Annotated in this window: 21 protein-coding genes, 5 tRNA genes and 1 pseudogene; 9 read left to right on the forward strand and 18 right to left on the reverse strand. The window is 33.1% G+C overall.

Going from position 1 to position 20,208, the window contains the following annotated elements; genetic code table 11:
• Nucleotides 1-48: 48 nt before the first annotated feature.
• From pdxT to C5F49_RS07925, 3 genes are read right to left on the reverse strand one after another with little or no spacing between them, the layout of a single operon-like run.
• Nucleotides 49-666, reverse strand: a complete 618-nt coding sequence (gene pdxT / locus C5F49_RS07915) for a pyridoxal 5'-phosphate synthase glutaminase subunit PdxT (RefSeq protein WP_179362447.1) — start codon at nucleotides 664-666, stop codon at nucleotides 49-51.
• Nucleotides 663-1,631 (reverse strand): pyridoxal 5'-phosphate synthase lyase subunit PdxS, encoded by a 969-nt coding sequence (pdxS, locus tag C5F49_RS07920; protein ID WP_179362448.1) that lies wholly within the window; start codon nucleotides 1,629-1,631, stop codon nucleotides 663-665. The genes pdxT and pdxS overlap by 4 nt, the downstream gene beginning before the upstream one ends.
• 30 nt (nucleotides 1,632-1,661) lie before the next feature.
• Nucleotides 1,662-2,195, reverse strand: a complete 534-nt coding sequence (locus tag C5F49_RS07925; RefSeq protein ID WP_179362449.1) for a hypothetical protein — start codon at nucleotides 2,193-2,195, stop codon at nucleotides 1,662-1,664.
• A gap of 76 nt (nucleotides 2,196-2,271) precedes the next feature.
• On the opposite strand from C5F49_RS07925, the gene C5F49_RS07930 reads away from it, so the two are divergent.
• A tRNA-Trp gene (locus C5F49_RS07930) sits at nucleotides 2,272-2,345 on the forward strand.
• A 12-nt stretch (nucleotides 2,346-2,357) separates the two neighbouring features.
• Here the strand turns inward: C5F49_RS07930 and C5F49_RS07935 are convergent.
• The gene (locus tag C5F49_RS07935; RefSeq protein ID WP_179362450.1) at nucleotides 2,358-4,625 is read right to left on the reverse strand and encodes an aconitate hydratase; all 2,268 of its coding nucleotides are present in this window, start codon (nucleotides 4,623-4,625) and stop codon (nucleotides 2,358-2,360) included.
• Nucleotides 4,626-4,780: 155 nt separating this feature from the next.
• Between C5F49_RS07935 and C5F49_RS07940 the strand changes: the two genes are divergently transcribed.
• A complete protein-coding gene (locus tag C5F49_RS07940) occupies nucleotides 4,781-5,413 on the forward strand; it encodes a hypothetical protein (RefSeq protein ID WP_179362451.1) in 633 nt (210 codons plus the stop codon).
• A gap of 12 nt (nucleotides 5,414-5,425) precedes the next feature.
• On the opposite strand, the gene C5F49_RS07945 is transcribed toward C5F49_RS07940, so the two are convergent.
• The 5 genes from C5F49_RS07945 to pheS all read right to left on the reverse strand — a co-directional run bounded on the left by C5F49_RS07945 (nucleotide 5,426) and on the right by pheS (nucleotide 10,026).
• A complete protein-coding gene (locus tag C5F49_RS07945; RefSeq protein ID WP_179362452.1) occupies nucleotides 5,426-5,995 on the reverse strand; it encodes a hypothetical protein in 570 nt (189 codons plus the stop codon).
• 18 nt (nucleotides 5,996-6,013) lie between these two features.
• Entirely contained in the window at nucleotides 6,014-6,253 is a 240-nt protein-coding gene (locus C5F49_RS07950; RefSeq protein WP_179362453.1) for an Lrp/AsnC ligand binding domain-containing protein, read from the reverse strand.
• 43 nt (nucleotides 6,254-6,296) lie between these two features.
• Complete coding sequence (locus tag C5F49_RS07955; protein WP_179362454.1) at nucleotides 6,297-6,716, reverse strand: EVE domain-containing protein; 420 nt, start codon at nucleotides 6,714-6,716, stop codon at nucleotides 6,297-6,299.
• Between the two features lie 287 nt (nucleotides 6,717-7,003).
• Nucleotides 7,004-8,644, reverse strand: a complete 1,641-nt coding sequence (gene pheT / locus C5F49_RS07960; protein WP_179362455.1) for a phenylalanine--tRNA ligase subunit beta — start codon at nucleotides 8,642-8,644, stop codon at nucleotides 7,004-7,006.
• Complete coding sequence (gene pheS, locus C5F49_RS07965) at nucleotides 8,635-10,026, reverse strand: phenylalanine--tRNA ligase subunit alpha (protein WP_179362456.1); 1,392 nt, start codon at nucleotides 10,024-10,026, stop codon at nucleotides 8,635-8,637. Before pheS ends, pheT begins: the two co-directional genes overlap by 10 nt.
• 51 nt (nucleotides 10,027-10,077) lie before the next feature.
• Between pheS and C5F49_RS07970 the strand changes: the two genes are divergently transcribed.
• Nucleotides 10,078-11,190: a tryptophan--tRNA ligase gene (locus C5F49_RS07970; protein WP_179362457.1), complete on the forward strand. Its 1,113-nt coding sequence runs from the start codon at nucleotides 10,078-10,080 to the stop codon at nucleotides 11,188-11,190.
• Nucleotides 11,187-11,468, forward strand: a complete 282-nt coding sequence (locus C5F49_RS07975; protein ID WP_179362458.1) for a hypothetical protein — start codon at nucleotides 11,187-11,189, stop codon at nucleotides 11,466-11,468. Before C5F49_RS07970 ends, C5F49_RS07975 begins: the two co-directional genes overlap by 4 nt.
• Before the next feature lie 148 nt (nucleotides 11,469-11,616).
• Here C5F49_RS07975 and C5F49_RS09630 read toward each other — a convergent pair whose 3' ends face one another.
• The 6 genes and pseudogenes from C5F49_RS09630 to C5F49_RS08015 form a co-directional block, all read right to left on the reverse strand.
• Nucleotides 11,617-12,798 carry a CxxC-x17-CxxC domain-containing protein gene (locus tag C5F49_RS09630; protein ID WP_246275324.1) on the reverse strand — a complete coding sequence of 394 codons (1,182 nt, stop codon included), beginning with the start codon at nucleotides 12,796-12,798 and terminating at the stop codon, nucleotides 11,617-11,619.
• A gap of 73 nt (nucleotides 12,799-12,871) precedes the next feature.
• Nucleotides 12,872-13,201: a hypothetical protein gene (locus tag C5F49_RS07995; RefSeq protein ID WP_179362459.1), complete on the reverse strand. Its 330-nt coding sequence runs from the start codon at nucleotides 13,199-13,201 to the stop codon at nucleotides 12,872-12,874.
• Between the two features lie 52 nt (nucleotides 13,202-13,253).
• A complete protein-coding gene (locus C5F49_RS08000; protein WP_179362460.1) occupies nucleotides 13,254-13,730 on the reverse strand; it encodes a phosphopantetheine adenylyltransferase in 477 nt (158 codons plus the stop codon).
• A 79-nt stretch (nucleotides 13,731-13,809) separates the two neighbouring features.
• A pseudogene (locus C5F49_RS09635) lies at nucleotides 13,810-14,082 on the reverse strand (hypothetical protein); the annotation flags it as partial.
• Between the two features lie 474 nt (nucleotides 14,083-14,556).
• Nucleotides 14,557-15,597: a hypothetical protein gene (locus C5F49_RS08010; RefSeq protein ID WP_246275325.1), complete on the reverse strand. Its 1,041-nt coding sequence runs from the start codon at nucleotides 15,595-15,597 to the stop codon at nucleotides 14,557-14,559.
• Between the two features lie 336 nt (nucleotides 15,598-15,933).
• Nucleotides 15,934-16,007, reverse strand: a tRNA-Ala gene (locus C5F49_RS08015).
• Between the two features lie 80 nt (nucleotides 16,008-16,087).
• Here C5F49_RS08015 and C5F49_RS08020 point away from each other — a divergent pair.
• Together C5F49_RS08020 and C5F49_RS08025 are read left to right on the forward strand one after the other, a co-directional pair.
• Nucleotides 16,088-16,636 (forward strand): thioredoxin family protein, encoded by a 549-nt coding sequence (locus C5F49_RS08020; protein ID WP_179362463.1) that lies wholly within the window; start codon nucleotides 16,088-16,090, stop codon nucleotides 16,634-16,636.
• Nucleotides 16,637-16,675: 39 nt separating this feature from the next.
• A tRNA-Ile gene (locus tag C5F49_RS08025) sits at nucleotides 16,676-16,750 on the forward strand.
• 7 nt (nucleotides 16,751-16,757) lie between these two features.
• Here the strand turns inward: C5F49_RS08025 and C5F49_RS08030 are convergent.
• On the reverse strand, nucleotides 16,758-17,651 hold the full coding sequence (locus C5F49_RS08030) for a winged helix-turn-helix domain-containing protein (RefSeq protein ID WP_179362464.1): 894 nt from the start codon (nucleotides 17,649-17,651) through the stop codon (nucleotides 16,758-16,760).
• A gap of 117 nt (nucleotides 17,652-17,768) precedes the next feature.
• On the opposite strand from C5F49_RS08030, the gene C5F49_RS08035 reads away from it, so the two are divergent.
• Nucleotides 17,769-18,155: a hypothetical protein gene (locus C5F49_RS08035; protein ID WP_179362465.1), complete on the forward strand. Its 387-nt coding sequence runs from the start codon at nucleotides 17,769-17,771 to the stop codon at nucleotides 18,153-18,155.
• 1 nt (nucleotide 18,156) lies between these two features.
• Here C5F49_RS08035 and C5F49_RS08040 read toward each other — a convergent pair.
• Nucleotides 18,157-18,278, reverse strand: a tRNA-Leu gene (locus tag C5F49_RS08040).
• A 91-nt stretch (nucleotides 18,279-18,369) separates the two neighbouring features.
• On the opposite strand from C5F49_RS08040, the gene C5F49_RS08045 reads away from it, so the two are divergent.
• Nucleotides 18,370-18,443, forward strand: a tRNA-Thr gene (locus tag C5F49_RS08045).
• A gap of 134 nt (nucleotides 18,444-18,577) precedes the next feature.
• Nucleotides 18,578-19,441, forward strand: a complete 864-nt coding sequence (locus C5F49_RS08050; protein ID WP_179363642.1) for a DNA adenine methylase — start codon at nucleotides 18,578-18,580, stop codon at nucleotides 19,439-19,441.
• A gap of 94 nt (nucleotides 19,442-19,535) precedes the next feature.
• Here the strand turns inward: C5F49_RS08050 and C5F49_RS08055 are convergent, their stop codons facing one another.
• Nucleotides 19,536-20,186, reverse strand: coding sequence for an ammonia monooxygenase family protein (locus tag C5F49_RS08055; RefSeq protein WP_086907103.1), 651 nt, complete (start codon nucleotides 20,184-20,186; stop codon nucleotides 19,536-19,538).
• Nucleotides 20,187-20,208 lie beyond the last annotated feature (22 nt).

The raw sequence follows: 20,208 nt of genomic DNA on the forward strand, positions 1-20,208 counted from the left end.
GACTAAACTATACTTAAAAAGAATTGCTCAGCATTCATCTTATACGAATTAATTTTTTGATGTATTCACAAGATTAATGAAATACTTGTGCAATGCTGTATCTTTAGTTAATTCAGGATGAAAAGCAGTACCAATTACATTGCCTTTTTTGACTGCAACTATTCGTTCGTTAAATTTTGATAAAACTTCTACATCAGATCCTACATCAGATACCGATGGTGCTCTGATGAATACTCCATTAAACTTTGGAATGTTGATAGAATCCATGGAGATATTAGATTCAAATGATTCTTTTTGTCTTCCAAATGAATTTCTCTCCAATTTAATATCCAAAATATCTAAAAGTGGCTGATCAGTTTTACCAACTATCCTATCTTTTGCAGTATTTGATAACATAATCATTCCTGCACAAATTCCAAGAACAGGCATGCCACTTTGAATTTTTTCTTTCATCACCTTTTGAGAGCCATTTACCAAAGACAAGTGACCAATTGTAGTACTTTCTCCACCAGGAATGATCAAACCATCCAATTGAGAAATTTCTTCAGGAGTTCTAACATCAACAACATTTCCATCTAGTCCTAATTCATCAATTGCAGATTTAGCTGACAAAACATTCTCTTGTACATCTCCTTGAATGGATAATACACCAACAGTAAGACTCATGCTGAGCCACCACGATCTTGCATACGTAATTCTAAAGTGTTAACATCTAATCCTATCATAGATTGTCTTTCATCAATCATTTTTTGTGCTTCTTTGACTTTGTCTGATTCATTCCAGAAAGTGGTAGCCAAAACTATTGCTCTTGCTCTTTCTTTTGCATCATCTGAATTGAAGATTCCAGAGCCAACAAAGATACCATCACAGCCTAAAGACATCAAATATGCAGCATCAGCAGGTGTTGCAATTCCACCTGCAGCAAAATTAACAACAGGTAACCGTCCAAGTTTTGCAGTTTGTTCAACAATATCATAAGAGACTTTGAATTCTCTTGCCATTCTAACTAATTCTTGATTATCTCCAGAATCATAAATTGATTTGATGGTTCTCAACTCGTCATTTACTTTTTTGATATGCTTGATAGCTTCTGCAACATTTCCAGTTCCAGGTTCTCCTTTTGTTCTAATCATGGATGCACCCTCTTCAATTCGTCTTAGTGCTTCTGCCAAAGATCTTGCACCATTAACAACTGGAGTAGTAAAGTCCCATTTCCAAATATGACGAAGTTCATCTGCAGGTGTTAAAACTTCAGATTCATCAATCATATCTACATCAGTTTCTTGTAAAACTAATGCCTCATTGACATGACCAATTCTACATTTAGCCATCACAGGAATTGTAACAGAATCCATAATTTCTTCAATTATTCTAATACTTGCAGTTCGTGCAACACCGCCAGCTTTTCTAACTTCAGATGGTAGTTTATCTAATACCATAACAGAGACAGCCCCAGCTTCTTCAGCAATTTGAGCTTGTTCTACATTTGTAACATCCATTACAACTCCATTTTTAAGCATGTGAGCAAACCCACGTTTAACAGTGGAAGAACCGCGTAAAGTATCAATTGAATTTATTTTATCTGAAACTATTCCTTTAGCATCAAGTCGTTCACCAGATAAGGGAAGCATGTGTTAATTTTTCCTAAAGACTATTTGTATCTATTCACTAAATTCAGACATAATCAAATCTAATTCAGATTCAACCATAGTGATTATTGGTGGAATAAAATCTTCAGTTACATTTTGTTGTGGCCAATGGATTTGATTGACACGACCGTTTAGTGTAACTTTAACATTTGATTTTTGGTATTCAGTTGCATTTTCCATTATCTTAAAAGACTCAGAAGGAATTGAAATAAAACCAGTTTCTTTAATGAGTGCTTTAATTTTGTTAAGTTTGTTTTCGTCCAGTTTTGAGCTAACGTCAGGTCTTAGATACCCTTGTTCAGTTACAGAATATTTTATGTCACCATTATTTTTGATATAAAGAATTTCAGTTTTTTGTGCACCAACACGCTCCGTTACACCATAAGAAATTTTTTTTAACTGATGTTTAGTATATTCAATTTCAACATTATCGGTATAATTAGCAGCTGATGTAGGGATTTCATTTTTGAGTAATAAGGGAGTAGAAAGCAAAAGAGCAACAATAACTGGAATTGCACCCAATGCAATGTAAATTGGTTTTACCATTTCACTGCAAATACTGCCAATTTGCAAATAAATCTTAGTAATGGTTAAAATTCAAGCAAAATATTTCGGTTCTTGTGGGTTCGTAGCCTAGCCTGGTAGGGCGATGGTCTCCAAAACCATCGATCGTCGGTTCAAATCCGATCGGGCCCACTTTAGAAAATTCTATTGATTATTTCTCAATACATTTAGTGCAGATCCAGACTTGAACCATTCAATTTGTGATTTATTGTATGAATGATTTAGAAGAATTTCATCTTTCTCTCCAGTAGGATGAGAAATGACACATCGTACTTGTTTATCTGGAGCTAATTCATTTAGTTCAAGTAAACTAATTTTATCATCTTCTAGAATTTTTTCGTAATCTTCTGGATTACTAAATGTTAATGCCAAGATGCCTTGCTTTTTCAAATTTGTTTCATGAATTCTTGCTAAACTTTTTGTGATAACTGCTGCACATCCCAAGAAGCGAGGAGTCATTGCAGCATGTTCTCTACTACTTCCTTCACCATAATTATTATCAGCAACAATTACCCATCTCATTTGTTTTTCTTTGTATTGTCTAGCAATTTGTGAAAATGATTCTTGTTTATTATTTAGAATATTCTTGCCCTGTCCAACTTGATCATTGAAAGCATTTACTGCTCCCAAAAGCATGTTATCACTAAGATTATCCAAGTGTCCTCGTAAAGAAAGCCAAGCTCCTGCAGGAGAAATATGATCAGTAGTGCATTTACCTTTAGCCTTTACCATAATCGGAAGGTTTTCAAAATCATTACCATCCCATTTTGAGAATGGCTCTAAACGCTGTAATCTTTTACTGTTAGGATCAATGATGACTTCAATATCATCAGAATTACTTGGTGGTGCAATGAAAATCCCTTCAGGTCTCATAAAACCTTCTTCAGGAACTTCTGGTGCAGGTTTAGGAGGTTCAAGTTTGAACTTTGTTCCATCAGATGCAATTAGATCATCCTTTAAGGGATTAAATGAAAGTCTACCACCTAACGCTAAAGCAATAATCATTTCAGGACTACCAATAAAATTCAGAGTATTTCTCTTACCGTCATTTCGTCCTGGGAAATTTCTGTTAAATGTGGTAACAATAGTATTTTGTTGATCTTTTTCAAGTTCGGGTCTATTCCATTGACCAATGCATGGACCACATGCATTTGCTAAAACAGTTGCACCTATGTCCAATAGAGAATTCATTTGTCCATCTCTTTCTATAGTACCACGAATTTGTTCAGAACCAGGAGTTACCAATAGAGGGATTTTTGCTTTGATGCCTTTAGATTTAGCTTGTTCAGCTAAACTTGCAGCTCGAGACATATCCTCGTAAGAAGAATTTGTACAACTACCAATTAATGCAACAGAAATTGGATCAGTGTAATCATTAGATTTTACATCATCAGATAATTCAGATATAGTTCTTGCCAAATCAGGAGTATGAGGACCAACAATATGTGGTTCTAATGTTGAAAGATTGATTTCAATAACTCTGTCAAAGAATTTTTCTGGATTTGATTCTATTTCAGGATCTGCAATAAGAGATTCTTTGTTTTGATTTGCTAGTTGAGCAATACCTTCTCTGTTTGTATATTTGAGATAGGTCTCCATTCTTTCATCATATGGGAATACCGAACAAGTAGCACCAATTTCAGCTCCCATATTAGTAATAGTAGCTTTGCCTGTACAACTGATAGATTTTGTTCCAGGTCCAAAATATTCTACGATTGCGTTTGTACCTCCAGAGACTGTTAGCTCCTCAGCAACTTTTAAAATAATATCTTTTGGAGCAGTCCATCCAGTAAGTGCTCCAGTTAATTTTACACCAATTTTTTTAGGATAAAGTAATTCCCAAGGCAAGCCAGCCATGGTCTCTGCTGCATCTAATCCGCCAACACCAATTGCAATCATTCCAAGACCTCCAGCATTAGGAGTATGAGAATCAGTACCAATCATCAATCCACCAGGGAATGCATAATTTTCAAGAACTACTTGATGAATAATTCCTGCACCAGGTTTCCAAAAACCACATCCATATTTTGCAGATGCAGATTGTAAAAATTTAAAAACTTCACTATTTTCATCAAGGGAAACTTTCATGTCAACATCACCTTGAACTTCGGCTCTGATGAGATGGTCACAATGTACAGTTGTAGGCAATGCGGTTTGTTTTAATCCTGCTTGCATAAATTGAAGCATTACCATTTGGCCTGTAACATCTTGTAATGCAACTCTATCAGGTTTTAAAAAGACATAGTCTTTTCCACCTGTGAAAACAGTATCGTCAATTTCATTTAGATGTCCAGATAAAATTTTTTCAGAAAGTGTTAATGGTCTCCCAACTAGATTTCTATATTTTACAATATTATTTTTTAATTTCAAATAAACATTAGAAACAAGTTCTTCAGTAGTGTCAGTTTCCACAAAACATGATAAATTAATCCCAAATTTAATATTTGCAATTGAAAAATTCAAAAAATTCTTTCAATAGGCATACAAATTCTCAACAATTATAAGCCAAATACTGCTTTTTAATACAGTGCTGAGTAGTAGTAAATTTTCTAAATTGAGGTATAATTATGGTCAATAAAGGATTCCCAAAATTTGGCATGTCGCAAGCAGGGGCATTTGTTGCAGCTCTCAAAAATTACAATTTACCTGATTTTATTTTAGTTTTAATTGCAAAAGAATGCAAATCAGAATTGCTTGAAAGAGGAAGAATAGATGACAGATTGCAAAGTATGAATGATGATGCTTTAGAATTATTACACAAAGTTTTTGTCGGATGTGAAGAAGATTCTGCAGGAAAATATGCTCAATATCGATTCTTCGCATATGTTTCAAGTATGTATCATAAATGTGAGGTCATAGTCAACGATACTATTCCAGGTGCTTCAGGTAAAAATCATAAAGTTCCTATCGCAGTAAAAAACAATGGAATGTACATTGCAGTTGCATTTAACAAAGCAAAAGGAAATCCAGTAAACAAAAAAGAGACAGCCAGATTTTATGAGATGGTAGATGATATCAAAAAAGGAGATCACGGTACTATGTTAACTGATGGAATTTATGGTTCTTCAATAGGATTTAGAGCAGATGCTCTTGTAGAACTTGAAACATTAAGTAAATCAAGAAACAATGATCCAGAAAACAAATTAGATTTTAAAACTGCAAATTTTGAAAACAACATTTACTCAGTAACCAAATGTTAATTGTAAATATTTTTATTTTAAATTAAATTGAGAAGTATCCATTGCTAAAAACATCGGCTTACCATTAGTTTTTTTAAAATCTTCACCATACTGTTCAAATTCTAACTGTTCAAAAAGATGTTTGGTCCACACATCATGTACATCCTGAATGAATTTTTTATGTCCAGTAATTCTTAACATTTCATGAAGTAATTCATGTGATACAGTAGTACAATTTTTTTCTGCAAGGAATAAAGTGTCATTAGATTCTTTCGGAGATTGCCAAAAAGCCATTCCAAAATTTTCTGCATGGTATCCATCACAAGTGCAATCAGTCCACCAAGGTTTGAAATGAGTTAGATAGAAATGGTATATGTCATCCCCTCGTTGGTGATGATCTCGTACTAACGTATGTGTATCAAGTCGTTGAAGAATGCTTCTAGGAGATGTGATCATTTCATCACATTGAATTTCAAAATCTTGATCAAATTTTTCTTTTAACCAAACCTGAAAAAATTTGCTCATTTTTTTAACATATTCAAATTCAAATTGTCGTTTCTCACGATCTTCCTCAGGCACCACAAAAATGAAATGCAGAATCATAATAAGAAAAAAAGGTGTTTATGTTTGACCTTCAATACCCATCAAGGTAAGAGTTGAACGAATCTTTTCAATTTTCCTGATTTTCCAGGTAATTGTTTCTCTAAGTTTTTCAACAGTGTCAGATTCGATCTTGGCCAAAATATCATATGCACCAAAAGTTCCATGAACTTCTTTTACACCTTCTAAGCCCTTTAGTTGCTTGATAATAGCTTCTTCAGAACCTAGTTCACAGTTTATTAAAACATAAGCTGTTGCCATACAGAAATTAGATAAATCGACTATATCAATAAAGCGATTTTTGTTAGGTTTGAGACATCTTTACAATTGCATCCCAGATGGGCTTGGGTACTGGCATAACAGATAATCTTGAAATTCTAATTAACTCCCAATCTTTGAATTTTTTCTCTTTTTTCATTTCATCAAGGGTTACTGGACGTTTCAATGTTTTTTTATATTTCACATCAACTACAATGAATCTCTCTACATCTTCTTTAGGATTGGAATATGGTTTTGAAGTAATTTGCATAATTCCAACGGCTTGTCTTTCATCCCCTGTATGATAAAAAAATACTAAATCGCCTGATTTCATTTCCCGCATATGCTTTAATGCCAAATTATTATGAACGCCATCCCATACGGTTGTTTTTTCTTTTTTGAGTTGTTCAAAATTATAGCCTCTTGGCCCACTAGGCTCTTGTTTTGCTAACCAATAATTCACCATTTCATTTTATCATATTATATCGGTGTTTAATGGTTTTTAAAAAAAGATATGTTCCCCGGTTCTGACTCGCACAAACTCATTGGTCATAGCCATACGCCTCCTCGCGTTCTGAAACCGGGGTTGCCCATAATGTAGCACGCCTGGGTGAATTAGAAATCACTGGTATCATTACGATCGACTCATCCTAATCCGTCTGCATGCTTGCTCTTGGGCGATTAATTATAGAATTACTCCTACTAAAAACCATTGAAGGAATAATATCAAAAAATATTCTGAATAAAATAATTTTAATTTTTAAGAATAGAGTCAGTCAATGAAATTTCAAATCCAACTACAGGAACACGTATTTTGTAATTTTCAATAATCTTTGAATCAATTTTTCCAACGATTCCAATTGGAATGTTATTTAGAAGAATAGATGCACAATGACCTTCTTCAAATGTAGAATTAGTTGCAGTCTTTGTTTCAATTTTAATTCCAAATCCAATGTTTAATGCAGATTGTATTATTGATTTTATTTCTGTGAAATTTGCATCTTTATGAGCACTAATTCCAGAAAAACTAATTTTTTCAGATATAGGATTTTCAGTTGCAAACACTGTTCCAGTTTCAAACATTTTTTGAGGATAAGACTCATGGATATTTCTTGAAAGATTTTCTAATAATCCTGGAAGTACTGAGTCTCGTAAAATAGTATGTTCTCTACTTTTTGAATCAAGTACTGAGAGGAGTTTAGTCGAATCCCTGTTGGTCATATCATATAACACACGCTTACTAGTCAAACTAGAATTCAATGCTTCAAGATATCCAAGTCCAATCATCGTTTGATCTAGTGATTTTAGTTTCAATGAAATAGAATTTGTTTGTCCAATAGTTTGAGAAGGAGATATTGTAGGTTCAAGATTTTGAATTCCATATCCTAAAGCAACTTCTTCTACCAAATCCATAGGACCAAAAATATCAAATCTATATGCAGGTATTGTGCAAACAATGTTTGTTCCTTTAGATGATGCATCTAATCTAGATTTTTTCAAGGATGAAATAATTTTTGAAGATGTAAGATTCAAACCTAAAATTTGATTAATCAATGAAGAATTGACAGACATTTTTCTATATTCTAATTTCGGTGAAGAATTTTTAGCGCCAGTAATTTTTACTGATTCTAAGGTAAACCCAGCACTTTGTAAAACAGTGGCTACTACTGATAACATATCTTCAGCATCGTCTTTATTGAGACCAGTTACCTCTACAAAGAGATTTTTTGTTTTAGTCGTGACAGTTGTAACTGAAGCGTTGATAATTGGAGGAAATGATACCGTATTTTGTTTTGCATCTAAAATGATAGGAACTTGTGGAGACTGTCCAAGTAAAGATCCATAATCTTTTCCAACATCAGTAGTATCAAGTATTTCAGATATACTCAATTCTTTTTCAGAGTTTAATGGAATGAATTTGTGACTTCTAGTAGTTGTAGTGTAAACTAATGGGAATGAGATTTTATCTAAATCATGTATTCCTATAGAAGATTTTTTTCTTTTTCTTCCAATTCCGAAATGAAGATCTTCTTGCATCGTCATTAATTGTTTAATTGTTTTATCGTCAATTTTTCCATTTTTTGCAATAATTCCAGTTACAAATGGTCTAATTCTTGAGACAGTTGATTTAACAGAAATTGGATATTTGTTTGATTTTTTTACATTTAGTTTGATTGGACCAGTCTTAATTCCAAGCAATCCTTGCAAACCAAGTGCAATTCCAAAATCAGTTGAATAATCAGGTCTGTTTGGACTATATTCAACCCTCACAAGATCTTTATCTTCTGATTCAATATCCAATCCAAGAAAAGGTAAAGAATCAGAAATTTGTTTTTTAGATACTTTTCCAATTAATTTTTGGAGACGCGAATAAGATAATTCAACTACTGGCATTTTTTAGCACTCCTTAACCATCCAAGATTATTGTTGTAAAACTCTCTTACATCATCTAGATCATATTTTAGCATTGCAATTCTTTCAATCCCACCTCCCCAAGCTAAAACAGGTTGTGTAATTCCAAGGGGTTTAGTTACTTCAGGTCTAAAAATACCCATTCCAAATAACTCAATCCATTTTCCTAATTTTTCATTATAAACCATAGTCTGAAGTGATGGTTCAGTGTATGGGAAAAATGTTGGCCAGAATTTTATCTTAGTTATTCCAATTCGTTTGTAAAACTCTCTTTGAATTCCCATTAAATTTTTCAAAGATGCATCTTTTCCAACAACAACACCTTCTATTTGATTAAATTCCACAAGGTGTTTGTAACTAACTTTTTCATTTCTAAATACACGTCCTAAAGAGAAAATTCGTGCCTCATCAGGCTTATTTTCAGCTAAATGTTTGATAGTTACACAAGTAGTGTGAGTTCTAAGAACCATTTTTCTTGCTTCATTAATGTCCCATTGATATCTCCAATTCTTTTTGTGGGATTCAGAAACTTTTTTAATTTGTTCAGGGGTTCCAATTTTTTTAGCATTTATTCTATCAAGATAAAATGTATCCTGTAATTCTCTAGCCGGATGATCTTGTGGAGTAAAAAGAGCATCAAAATTCCAAAAGCTTGATTGCGTCATGTTGCCTAAAATTTCAGAAAAACCAAGTGTGACAAATATTTCACGGATTTCATCAATTGTATCTTTTAGTGGATGAGTTCTTGCAACAAAAACTTCTGGAACTTTAGCTTCAACATCAATTGCATCTGAAGAATTAGATAGTTCTATTTTCATCGCTGTGTCAGTTAGAGAGATTTCTTTTGTCTTTTTAGGAGTATCAATAATAAAATCCGGACGATTCAATAATGATGCTAGATCATTTTCATCAACAAGACTTTTAGGAATTTGTTTGGTTCCAATTTGTTTGAGAGTTTTTTCTCCTGGAAGTTCATCTGCAGAAACAAAAATGGGCGAAATTTGATTATCTGTTATTTCAATCCAATTATTTTTTTTACATAATCCCATAGCTGGTCCAAAAATTGTTCCCAATTCTTTTTGTAAATCAGATAATTTTCTAGGCCCGTCTTTTAGTAAATCTAACAAACGTCGTTCAGGTAAATTCATCTTCAAAGATTCGATTCCATTTTTACCTAAACTTAGAATACTTACAGAGGATTCATCAACAATAGCTAAATCTTTTAGTTTCAACCATTCAATTCCTCGTCTAATCTGATCTAGTGAAAGTCCTGTAGAATTTTGAAGCATTTCAGGAGATTGTTTTAGATCAGCTCTTAATGAGGTGATAATTTTTTTTTCAATATCATGAAAAACTTGCGACAACAGCAAAGAATCCGAAAAAGACTTTTTAAACCTTAACCTAAGTCAAGATGAATGTCAGCTGATGACTTTATTGTAACACCTTGGCATGTTGAGGGTGATATTGACTATGATAAACTAATCAAACAGTTTGGAACTGAGAAAATTTCTTCAGAATTACTCGAGAGAATCAAGAAAATTACAGGTGAGGATCATTTCATGCTCAGAAGGGGTATTTTCTTCTCACATAGAGAACTAAATAGAATTCTTGATGAATATGAAAAAGGAAATAAATTCTTTCTATATACTGGAAGGGGTCCATCAGGACATACCCACATAGGACATTTGGTACCATGGATGTTTGCAAAATGGTTACAAGAAAAATTTGATGTGAACATGTATTTTCAACTTACCGATGATGAAAAATTTTTTTCAAAACCTAATCTTACTTTAGAAGATACAAAAAAATTTGCTTATGAAAATGCATTAGATTTTATTGCATTAGGTTTCAATCCAGAAAAAACAAAAATTATCATCAATACAAGAAATATTCAAACATTATATCCAATTGCAGCTCAGGTAGCAAAAAAAATTAATTTTTCAAATACAAAGGCAACATTTGGTTTTACAAATGAAACAAATCTTGGAATGATATTTTATACATCGTTACAGTCAGCTCCATGTTTTATTGAAGATAAACCAGTTCTAATTCCATTAGGTGTTGATCAAGATCCTCATTTTAGATTAACAAGAGACATTGCACCAAAAATTGGAAAACAAAAACCAGCGTTGGTTCACAATATTATGATTCCTAGTTTAGAAGGGCCAGGTGGAAAAATGTCAGCATCAGATGAAAAAGGTACAATATACACAACTGATTCACCATCCGAAGTAAAAAAGAAAATTAACAAACATGCATTTTCAGGAGGCCAACCAGATATTGAACAACATAGAAAACTTGGTGGAAATCCAGATATCGATGTATCTTATCAATACCTAAGAATATTTTTTGAACCAGATGATGATAAATTAAAAACAATTTATGAAGATTACAAATCAGGTAAACTACTTTCAGGTGAACTAAAAGCTATTTTGATTGAGAAAATTAATGCATTTCTTGCAGTCCATCAAGAAAATAGAGAAAAAGCTAAAAACCAAATAGAACAATTTCTTTTTGAGAATAAATGAAGATCAGTATTACTTGTGATGATGAATATGAGGCACAAAAATTAGCTAGTCTTATTTTCATAAAGGATGGAAAAGAAACTTTCATTACAGGAATTCTAAACATTGTGAAAAATGAATTGGTTATTTCATTAAAAGACAAATCTGCTCACAGCATATTACTCAAAGATGAAGAAACAGTAGAGAATTTTGCAGACTTTATTCAATCAGTATTGGACAAAGAACATACGTTAATTTCAACGAAAATTATTGAACATGTTGTAGAATTAGTCAAAGAGTGATTCTAGAGACCAAATACAGCATATGCAGTTACAATTCCAACAACAACAATTAGAGAGATCCCTAATGCTTTGAAATCACTATTCATAGATTAATTTGAAAATAATTATAATTAAAGTGTTAATAAATTCTCAAAAATGATTCTATTAATTATCTAGGAAAATATTTGCTCTTTTTTGATTTTGGTCTTGAACTGACTTCAGAACGTTTTGCGGTAGGTTCTCTGATTTGATTGCAATTTAAACAAAATACCTTTAATTCCTCTCTAGCAACATCTGGTGCGGAGATATATTTGCCCCATGAGGCAACATCACCACCACGGCCAGAATTATCAGAAGTGACATTTTCAGAAATTGGACTAATTCCTAAAGCTCTTTCATCACTAAAACCACAATTAGAACAGACTTTTCCACCTAGAATTTCATATAGTTTTTCTTTAATTGTTTCAAAAAATTTGTCTGAACCACCGGAAAAGAAACTCTCTTGTTTTCTCAAAAATTTATCACTTCGTGGTTTTCTAGATCTGTTATCATCTCTACTAGATTCTCGTCTAGATGAAGAACGTGAACCTCTATCATCTCTGGAATATCTTGAGCCTCTATCATCCCGTGAAGAACGTGAACCTCTATCATCTCTGGAATATCTATCATTTCCTGAATCCTGTGGTTTGTTTTGTCTGAAACAATCACTACAGTAGACTGGTTTGTTACTTCTTGGAACAAATGGAACTGTACATTGATTTCCACAATCAGCACAAGTTACCTCGGTATCTTCTCTATCATTATCTCTTGAACCTCTATCATCTCTGGAATATCTTGAGCCTCTATCATCTCGTGAAGAACGTGAACCTCTATCATCTCTGGAATATCTATCATTTCCTGAATCCTGTGGTTTGTTTTGTCTGAAACAATCACTACAGTAGACTGGTTTGTTAGTTCTTGGAACAAATGGAACTGTACATTCAGTACCGCAATCAGAGCAAGTTACAGTTGTAGATTCATCTCGTGAACCTCTATCATCTCTGGAATATCTTGAGCCTCTATCATCTCGTGAAGAACGTGAACCTCTATCATCTCTGGAATATCTATCATTTCCTGAATCCTGTGGTTTGTTTTGTCTGAAACAATCACTACAGTAGACTGGTTTGTTAGTTCTTGGAACAAATGGAACTGTACATTCAGTACCGCAATCAGAGCAAGTTACAGTTGTAGATTCATCTCGTGAACCTCTTGTATCTCCAGAATTTCTAAAAGAACGAGATGTATTATTTTCTCGTCTGGAATTTCTTCCATCTGTTTTTCCATCGGAATACTTTGATTTGTATAAGTCCATTAATAGAGAAATTAAGATCAATTGGTTATAGATACTTAGAGCTTTGATTTGTGCCTAGAATAAAAAAATCTAATTAAACTAAAGATTTGTCCATTTCAGTCGACATTATTTCTTGTACTTTAAGGAAATAGAGTTTTGTAGAATATGGCATATCATCTAAATTATTATCAACTACAATCATAAAATATCTTACAGCACGTTTTGAGATATCTAAATTAAATTTCATTGGAAGAACAGGATCTTGATGTACTTTGATTTTATCTTGTAGCCATGGAGGTGCCATATCAATAGTTTCTTTGATAATTTTATCATACCAATATGAAAGATTTTGAGGATGTAATCCTTGTTTGAGATTTGTTACATCAGTATCTATTTTTTTCATCATGTGGTTAATGATTGCCATAAGGCTCAATCCAAGAATTTTGTTTTATTCCAATTACTCAAAGTTCGATAAGCTACTTGTCAATTGATAGCAAGTTTCCATCAATATCGATTTCAGAATTCTTAATTCTAGTCGTAGATATTCTAGTACCGTCTTTTGCTAATAACATTGGAACCGTAACAACTTGAACTGGTGGAAGATTCTTTTTTGCTCTCAATTCATTAAGAATGGTTCCCTGAATACTAGTTTCATCACTAACAACTAATGCCTCAACTTCCTTTTCTAGAACTGCCGGACCAAAATCATTTTCTAATTTACTAATTTCAAAAGAAGCATTAGGAAATTCTTTGGTTAAAACAGATGTTAAATTTTCAAAACGTTGATCATATTTGTTTATAGGAATTTTTCCTTTTTTTGCAGCAAATTCATCACTGGTAATTCCGATGATAACTTTATCAGAAATATCAAATGCATTGGATAGTAAAGTAAGATGACCTTTATGGATAATATCAAAAGTTCCACCCATTGCTACAAGAGAGAATTGAGACATGTAATATGATAATTTTCTTTGAAAATAAATCTACTAGTTTTTTTATTGATTTTTACTCTAAATTATTTAGAAATTCAGTTTATTTTGATAATTTCATAAATCCTTCTTTGATTAAGAATTGAATTCCTTCAACAAATGAATTGTCATCTATTTGTCCATCTGCCCACCATCCAGCGTTATTCTTAATCCAACTAGGAATTTTATTATCTTGAGAAGCTGAACCTTGTTCAGTAATTGGAATTTGCATAAATCCTTCTTTGATTAAGAATTGAATTCCTTCAACAAATGAATTGTCATCTATTTGTCCATCTGCCCACCATCCAGCGTTATTCTTAATCCAACTAGGAATTTTATTATCTTGAGAAACAACATTGCTAGAAATTACTTCAAATGCAATAATTGCAATTGTTGCCTTTGAATTACCATATTGGGCTTTAACTGTAAATTTACCATCACTAAATTTTTCATTAAGATTTACTTCATGTAAGAAAGTACCATCCATATTTACAGGAGTTTTTTGAGATACAATTAGACTATTTCCAGTACCAAAAATTGTAATTCGTAAATTTCTGTCTTCATCATATTTGTTTACGCTACCAGAAAATACTACAGATTCTCCAAGTGCATATGATGTATTGTCAGTAATAATATCTACAGTGTAATTGTTAGAGCTACTCTGTTCAGGAGGTCCACCATAACCCAAAACTGACTGTCCAGATGAAGATATTAGAATTAAAGAGATTATTGAAATAGTGAAAATTTTCTTATTCATAATTACGATTGTACATACCTTTCTGCATTTAAACGGTGAGGAATGATAGTGGATTTAGTTTACGATTATTAGAATAAATGGACCCTGCTCAGCAATTGGAATATTATTTCTATCCCAAACAAATGTTTCAATGAAATACAAACCAGGTTTTTCTGGAATCCAATCTATGACTTGTGTTTCTTGACCAGTTCCAATGAATCGCCCATCATATGATCCAATATATTCCACATATGGTAATTTACCAGATTCCTTTACTTGCACATAGTATGTGTAAGCAGTTTCATTAGATTCTTTGTCTGCAGCAAATTCAATTTGAGTTTCACTTTTTATGTTCACTTGAGAACCTACACTTAGTTCAGATAAGTTATTTCCATTAGTATCTTCTACAGATACATTTGAGATTGTAATTAGCTTGTCAGGAATTTGAGATTTAGGAATTTGAATATCTACCCAGTCAGAGATGAAAACACTAGATTCTGCAAATAAGAAAAACCCAATTGCTCTTGAGTTAATTTCTTCGTTCAACTCAAAGGATACATCAGTGTTCAGAGGTACATTTCCTAGTTCTATTGTTGATACGCTAAGAATTCTAGGGGGTTCAAATCCATCATAAAATGCAAGATAAACATTGGTATCATTACTTGGAGCTCCTCCATTTTGTAAAACTCCTGAAAATCTAAAAGATGTATCTAAAAATACATCAGTGGAATAAACTGTGAGTCCTGAAAATTTTTGGGGTGACGGATCAAATCCTACAAGGGAGATAGATGCATCCGTGATTTCAGGATTGGCAGTTTTTGAGCTTATTGAAAATGTAGATTTACCATTTTTTGCAATTACATCAAGGGTAGTATTTCCTGTAACAACCTCTAAAGGAGAAGGGTCAAATTCATCAAAAAATTTGACTTGAATTCTAACATTTTCTATAGCTGTTTGGGAATTATTGTTTTCAGCAATTCCAACCACAACAGTGTATCCGGCTGAATCTCGATAAACATGAATATTTTCTTCGTTAAGAATTACGGTTAGAGTAGATGGGGTATCAGTAACTTCTGCTGAAAATGCTTGTGAAAAAGGAATTAGCAGTAATATCAAAAACGAACATAAAATGACTTTGAACATATTCATCCAAGAGATTAGGGATTAATTTCAGGTAGCATAACAAATAGTGAACAAGAAAGGTAACAACGTTAAACCCAGTTTACACTAAAAGTTAGGAGAATAAAAATAAATTAAAAATAGATGTAATTATTTTATTTTCTCTTTGCGGTAATTGCTAACCAGTAAATTAAACCTGGAGCTAAACCAACAATGAGTGGAATCCATACAGGCCATCCATCGACTACACTTGCCATAAGAGAAAACCAAAACTTATCCTATTTAAATCCATCCTGAAGTCTGAATTTCAGTATTGATCGGATACTTAGAAAGTGGACCGGACGGAATTTGAATCCGTGACCCCCCGCGTGCAAGGCGGGTATACTACCAGGCTATACTACCGGCCCACAAAAAGAATGGATAAAGTGTGGATTTTAATTGTTGTCTTCTTGGCAAGAATTTTATTTGAAAACACTATATTTTCAATATGGTACTTTTAGAATCACAAATCAAACTAAAAACAGGAGATATTGCACCAGATTTTGAATTAATGGGAATTGATGATAAAATGCATTCATTAAATGATTATGGAAGCTACAAAGGAATTCTAATAATTTTCATGTGTAATCATTGTCCGTATGTAAAAGCAAAAGTAGATGCACTCAATGAATTATTTGAAAAATGCGGTAAGGATATTGCAATAATTGGAATCAACAGTAATGATTCCACAGATTATCCTGAAGATAGTTTTGAAGCTATGAAAGAGACAGCAAAAGAGAAAGGATTTGAATTTGATTATCTAGTAGATGAAACACAAGAAATTGCCAAAAAATATGGTGCCATGTGTACACCAGATCCTTTCTTGTTTAATGCACAAAAACAACTAGTTTTTCATGGAAAAATAGACAACGCCATGAAACCAGATGATGAGGCAACTGAAAAAACCATGATTGTTAATATGAAGAAATTGATAGCTGGAGAAAAAATTGAAAAAGATTTTGACCCATCAATTGGTTGTTCAATCAAATGGAAATAAAATTAAACTTAAATGAGTCTAGCCTAGAGATTTCTTCGTGGGCTCGTAGCTCAGCTTGGCTGGAGCGTTCGACTGATAATCGAAAGGTCATGTGTTCGAATCACATCGGGCCCATTTTTTATCATTTTAAATTTTGAGAAATTGTTTGAGACCATTGTAAAATATCACCTATTTTTTCAGATGTCAAATCGGATTGAATTTTAGTTTTTTTAGATACTTTTCCACAAAGTGCTAATTTCATTTGTTTTCCAGATTTTTCTTTTATTGGATTTATAGAATCTGCAAAAAAGTTTAGGCCTTCATAAGTTTGAGCGAAAACTGTTATTATCAAAACGCCAGGTTTCTGTTTCCAAATTTTTCCTATTAATTTTTGAAGATCAAGATCAAACAATATATTGATTGAAGAAGACATATCTCCCAAATGAGAAACCTTCCATCCATCAGAATGGTAAACTGCAGAAGCTGCTTCAGAATATAATACACTTTGAGCATCAGCAGCAATTACAATTACGTTCTTTTTTGGATCAGAGACAACTTGAATTTGGTTAAAAATTTGAAGGGATTTTGAAATAGTATTCATCAAGAGATTTTGTTCAGAGGTCCCGATTTTTCCATCATCAAATAATTTCTTGATATGATCAATGGATGGAAAAATAACTTCCAATACCAATCTATTCACTGTACCCCCAGAATGAATACAATTACGAATCAAAGAATAAACTTGATCCTCCGTACCTTTTACCAAATAATCAAGATATTCCGGAATCACTTTGAAATAATCATCAGGAAATTTGAAAGATTTCTGACCAGGTTCTAAAAACCACAAAGTGACATTTCCAATATTTTTTTGTCGGAGCAATCCTTCGGCTGCAAAAACCTTGAGATATTTTGACATTGTAATTCTACTGATACCTATTTTTTCAGAAATTTCAACTCCAGACATTCCAGATACTGCACCACCCAAAACTGAAATTAATTTTTCTCTAATCTCTTCAGTTGAATAGCCTCTTCCCATAGTGCTCTTGGACTATAGTATTCTATAAAGACTAATTTTCATTTAGAATAACAGGTATTATTTTAGAATAAAACATTATATACTTGGGTACTGTATAGTACGGTAAGGAAAAGTAAATTGCCAAAAGCCGGATTCAAATCAATCACTGTTTCAGAAACTGTTTATGATAAATTCCATGAAGTTTATCAAAAGAGTAAAGACGACCTAACAATGAAAGGGGTCAACAGTTTTGCCGGTTATGTAACTTACATGTTAGAGGAGATGATGCAAAAAGACAAGACCTTTGCAAGATATGCTCCAAAGATTGAAAAAATTTCAGTTGATGATGATCGTGTTGTTCTAAAAGATAATATCAAAAATAGGATTGCAGAAGTTGCAATTCAAAAAGGCGAATTATTTTGTCAGCTCTGTGATGAGAAAGATTGTGTCCATGTTGGATTTGTGTTCTCATTGCCAGATGTTTATGAAGTTCTAAATTCTAGAGGAATCAAAAATCCAAGATAAGTGGAGGAGGTGGGATTTGAACCCACGAACTCCTGAGAGACAGGATCACCCATTATTTGATCTTAAGTCCTGCATGTCCAAAAGCACATAGTGCTTACTTTGGCCAGGCTTGATTACTCCTCCAAAAGGATAAAAATCTGAGTGAAATTTAACAGTTTAGAGTGAATTGGCCCAGAATCAAGAATTATAAGGATTTTCTACAGGGTGAATTTGTGCTTCGGTAGCTCAGTCTGGTAGAGCGTTACATTGGTAATGTAAAGGTCACGGGTTCAGATCCCGTTCGAAGCTTTCTATTTTCTAAATCACAGATTTTGGTAATTTACGAAATTTCTATTTAAGCTATTTCAGGACTAGGAAAAAGTTAGTTCCAGATCAAATTATTTTATGTATAGCACTGTTAATGATTTTTGCAATTACAACTATTGAAACAAGAATACAGTCAAATTTCAACTGTAACCCCAAAGCCATTTGTAAAATGGGCTGGTGGAAAACGTCAACTAATTCCTATACTAAATGAAAATTTACCCAAAACCTTTGGTACATATTATGAACCATTTTTAGGTGGAGGTGCATTACTGTTCCATATTCTTACTGAGAGAAATGCTCAAAAATGCAGCATCTCAGATTTGAACTCTGATTTAGTTTTGACATATACTGCAATTCGAAATAGAATTGATGAGTTAATTTCATCTTTAAAAAATCACGAAAAAAACTATCAAAAGGATTCTAAAACATACTATTATTCAGTTAGAGAATCAAATCCAAGAAGTGAGATTGAAAAGACATCAAGATTGCTCTTTTTGAATAGAACCTGTTTTAATGGATTATACAGAGTAAACAGTAAGGGAAAATTCAATGTCCCTCTAGGCAGTTACACAAATCCCAATATAGTAAATGAAGAAAATTTACGCTCAGTTAGTGCTATTTTACAATCAAGTAAGGTTGCTATAAAATGTAGAGATTTTGAATCAGTACTTCGAGATGCAAAAAAAGGAGATCTAGTATACTTTGATCCTCCATATCAGCCAGTTAGTGAAACTGCCAATTTTACAAGTTATACCAACAAGAGTTTCACATATGAGGATCTAAACAGACTTGCTGAACTTTGTATGAAATTAGATTCCAAAGGATGCAAAGTTCTATTGTCAAATTCAGACTCTAAAGAAGTTGCAGAAATATTCTCAAACAAATCTTGGAAAATTAATAAAATCCGAGCAAACCGTTCTATCAATTCAAACTCCAAAAAACGAACTGGACACTTTGAATTATTAATTAAAAATTATTAAAAAAATTAAATCAAATTTTTTAAAATTTTTAAAATCAAAAATTTTTGTAGAGAATCATCTAAGGGATAAATAATAAAATGAAAAGGTTGGAGTGTTAGTCCCACTTTGACCAAGCGGCCATCCATCTGTATGTCCAAGTGTTCAATTTACAACCTAAAGCTGCAAATGTACATGCCAATACTGCACCTGCACCTGCACCGAGAGCAACTGGGCTGTTATAGAATTTGCCGACTTGCGGTTCGATTGGTGTCATATATGGTGGCAATGTTGGTCTTGGATATTTGAATGCCGTTTCTAGTGGGTCTGCTACTGTTATCAGGTTTACCATGTTGAACAATGGTAATGACATTCCTACCAGTACGCCGCCAAACAGTATCAAGGAGTGCTTGTTCTTCTTTGTTGCCCAGTAAACCAAATCCAACAGCATTGCTGAAGGTAGCCAAACTGGAGTTACAATGAAGTCATATGGATATCCGAGTGCAAACCATGCACCTTTTGCAATCCATGTGTATACTGTCATAATTAGAGCGTAGTACGTTGCTGTGCCTGGAACGCCTGTAAATGTAAGATAGTATGTAGCACCTACAATAAGCATCAACGTTTGCGATATTGAAAATACCGTGTACGAAGTCCAAGCCCAGTCAGTGTAGAAGATGTAGTCTCCTGCATTAATTGTTAACAGTGTTGAGTTAACTGCAACAACTACTATGAATAAGTAGTGTGTACATCGTCTTAACCAGACCATAAGAAGGTGAAGAAATGGTCTG

The organism is Nitrosopumilus oxyclinae (assembly GCF_013407165.1).
GTDB classification, from domain to species: domain Archaea; phylum Thermoproteota; class Nitrososphaeria; order Nitrososphaerales; family Nitrosopumilaceae; genus Nitrosopumilus; species Nitrosopumilus oxyclinae.

Coding starts and splice junctions, on each gene's coding strand:
- pdxT (WP_179362447.1), bottom strand. CDS start 666: ATGAGTCTTACTGTTGGTGTATTATCCATTCAAGGAGATGTACAAGAG.
- pdxS (WP_179362448.1), bottom strand. CDS start 1,631: ATGCTTCCCTTATCTGGTGAACGACTTGATGCTAAAGGAATAGTTTCA.
- C5F49_RS07925 (WP_179362449.1), bottom strand. CDS start 2,195: ATGGTAAAACCAATTTACATTGCATTGGGTGCAATTCCAGTTATTGTT.
- C5F49_RS07940 (WP_179362451.1), top strand. CDS start 4,781: ATGGTCAATAAAGGATTCCCAAAATTTGGCATGTCGCAAGCAGGGGCA.
- C5F49_RS07945 (WP_179362452.1), bottom strand. CDS start 5,995: ATGATTCTGCATTTCATTTTTGTGGTGCCTGAGGAAGATCGTGAGAAA.
- C5F49_RS07950 (WP_179362453.1), bottom strand. CDS start 6,253: ATGGCAACAGCTTATGTTTTAATAAACTGTGAACTAGGTTCTGAAGAA.
- C5F49_RS07955 (WP_179362454.1), bottom strand. CDS start 6,716: ATGGTGAATTATTGGTTAGCAAAACAAGAGCCTAGTGGGCCAAGAGGC.
- pheT (WP_179362455.1), bottom strand. CDS start 8,644: ATGCCAGTAGTTGAATTATCTTATTCGCGTCTCCAAAAATTAATTGGA.
- C5F49_RS07970 (WP_179362457.1), top strand. CDS start 10,078: ATGTCAGCTGATGACTTTATTGTAACACCTTGGCATGTTGAGGGTGAT.
- C5F49_RS07975 (WP_179362458.1), top strand. CDS start 11,187: ATGAAGATCAGTATTACTTGTGATGATGAATATGAGGCACAAAAATTA.
- C5F49_RS09630 (WP_246275324.1), bottom strand. CDS start 12,798: ATGGACTTATACAAATCAAAGTATTCCGATGGAAAAACAGATGGAAGA.
- C5F49_RS07995 (WP_179362459.1), bottom strand. CDS start 13,201: ATGGCAATCATTAACCACATGATGAAAAAAATAGATACTGATGTAACA.
- C5F49_RS08000 (WP_179362460.1), bottom strand. CDS start 13,730: ATGTCTCAATTCTCTCTTGTAGCAATGGGTGGAACTTTTGATATTATC.
- C5F49_RS08020 (WP_179362463.1), top strand. CDS start 16,088: ATGGTACTTTTAGAATCACAAATCAAACTAAAAACAGGAGATATTGCA.
- C5F49_RS08030 (WP_179362464.1), bottom strand. CDS start 17,651: ATGGGAAGAGGCTATTCAACTGAAGAGATTAGAGAAAAATTAATTTCA.
- C5F49_RS08055 (WP_086907103.1), bottom strand. CDS start 20,186: ATGGTCTGGTTAAGACGATGTACACACTACTTATTCATAGTAGTTGTT.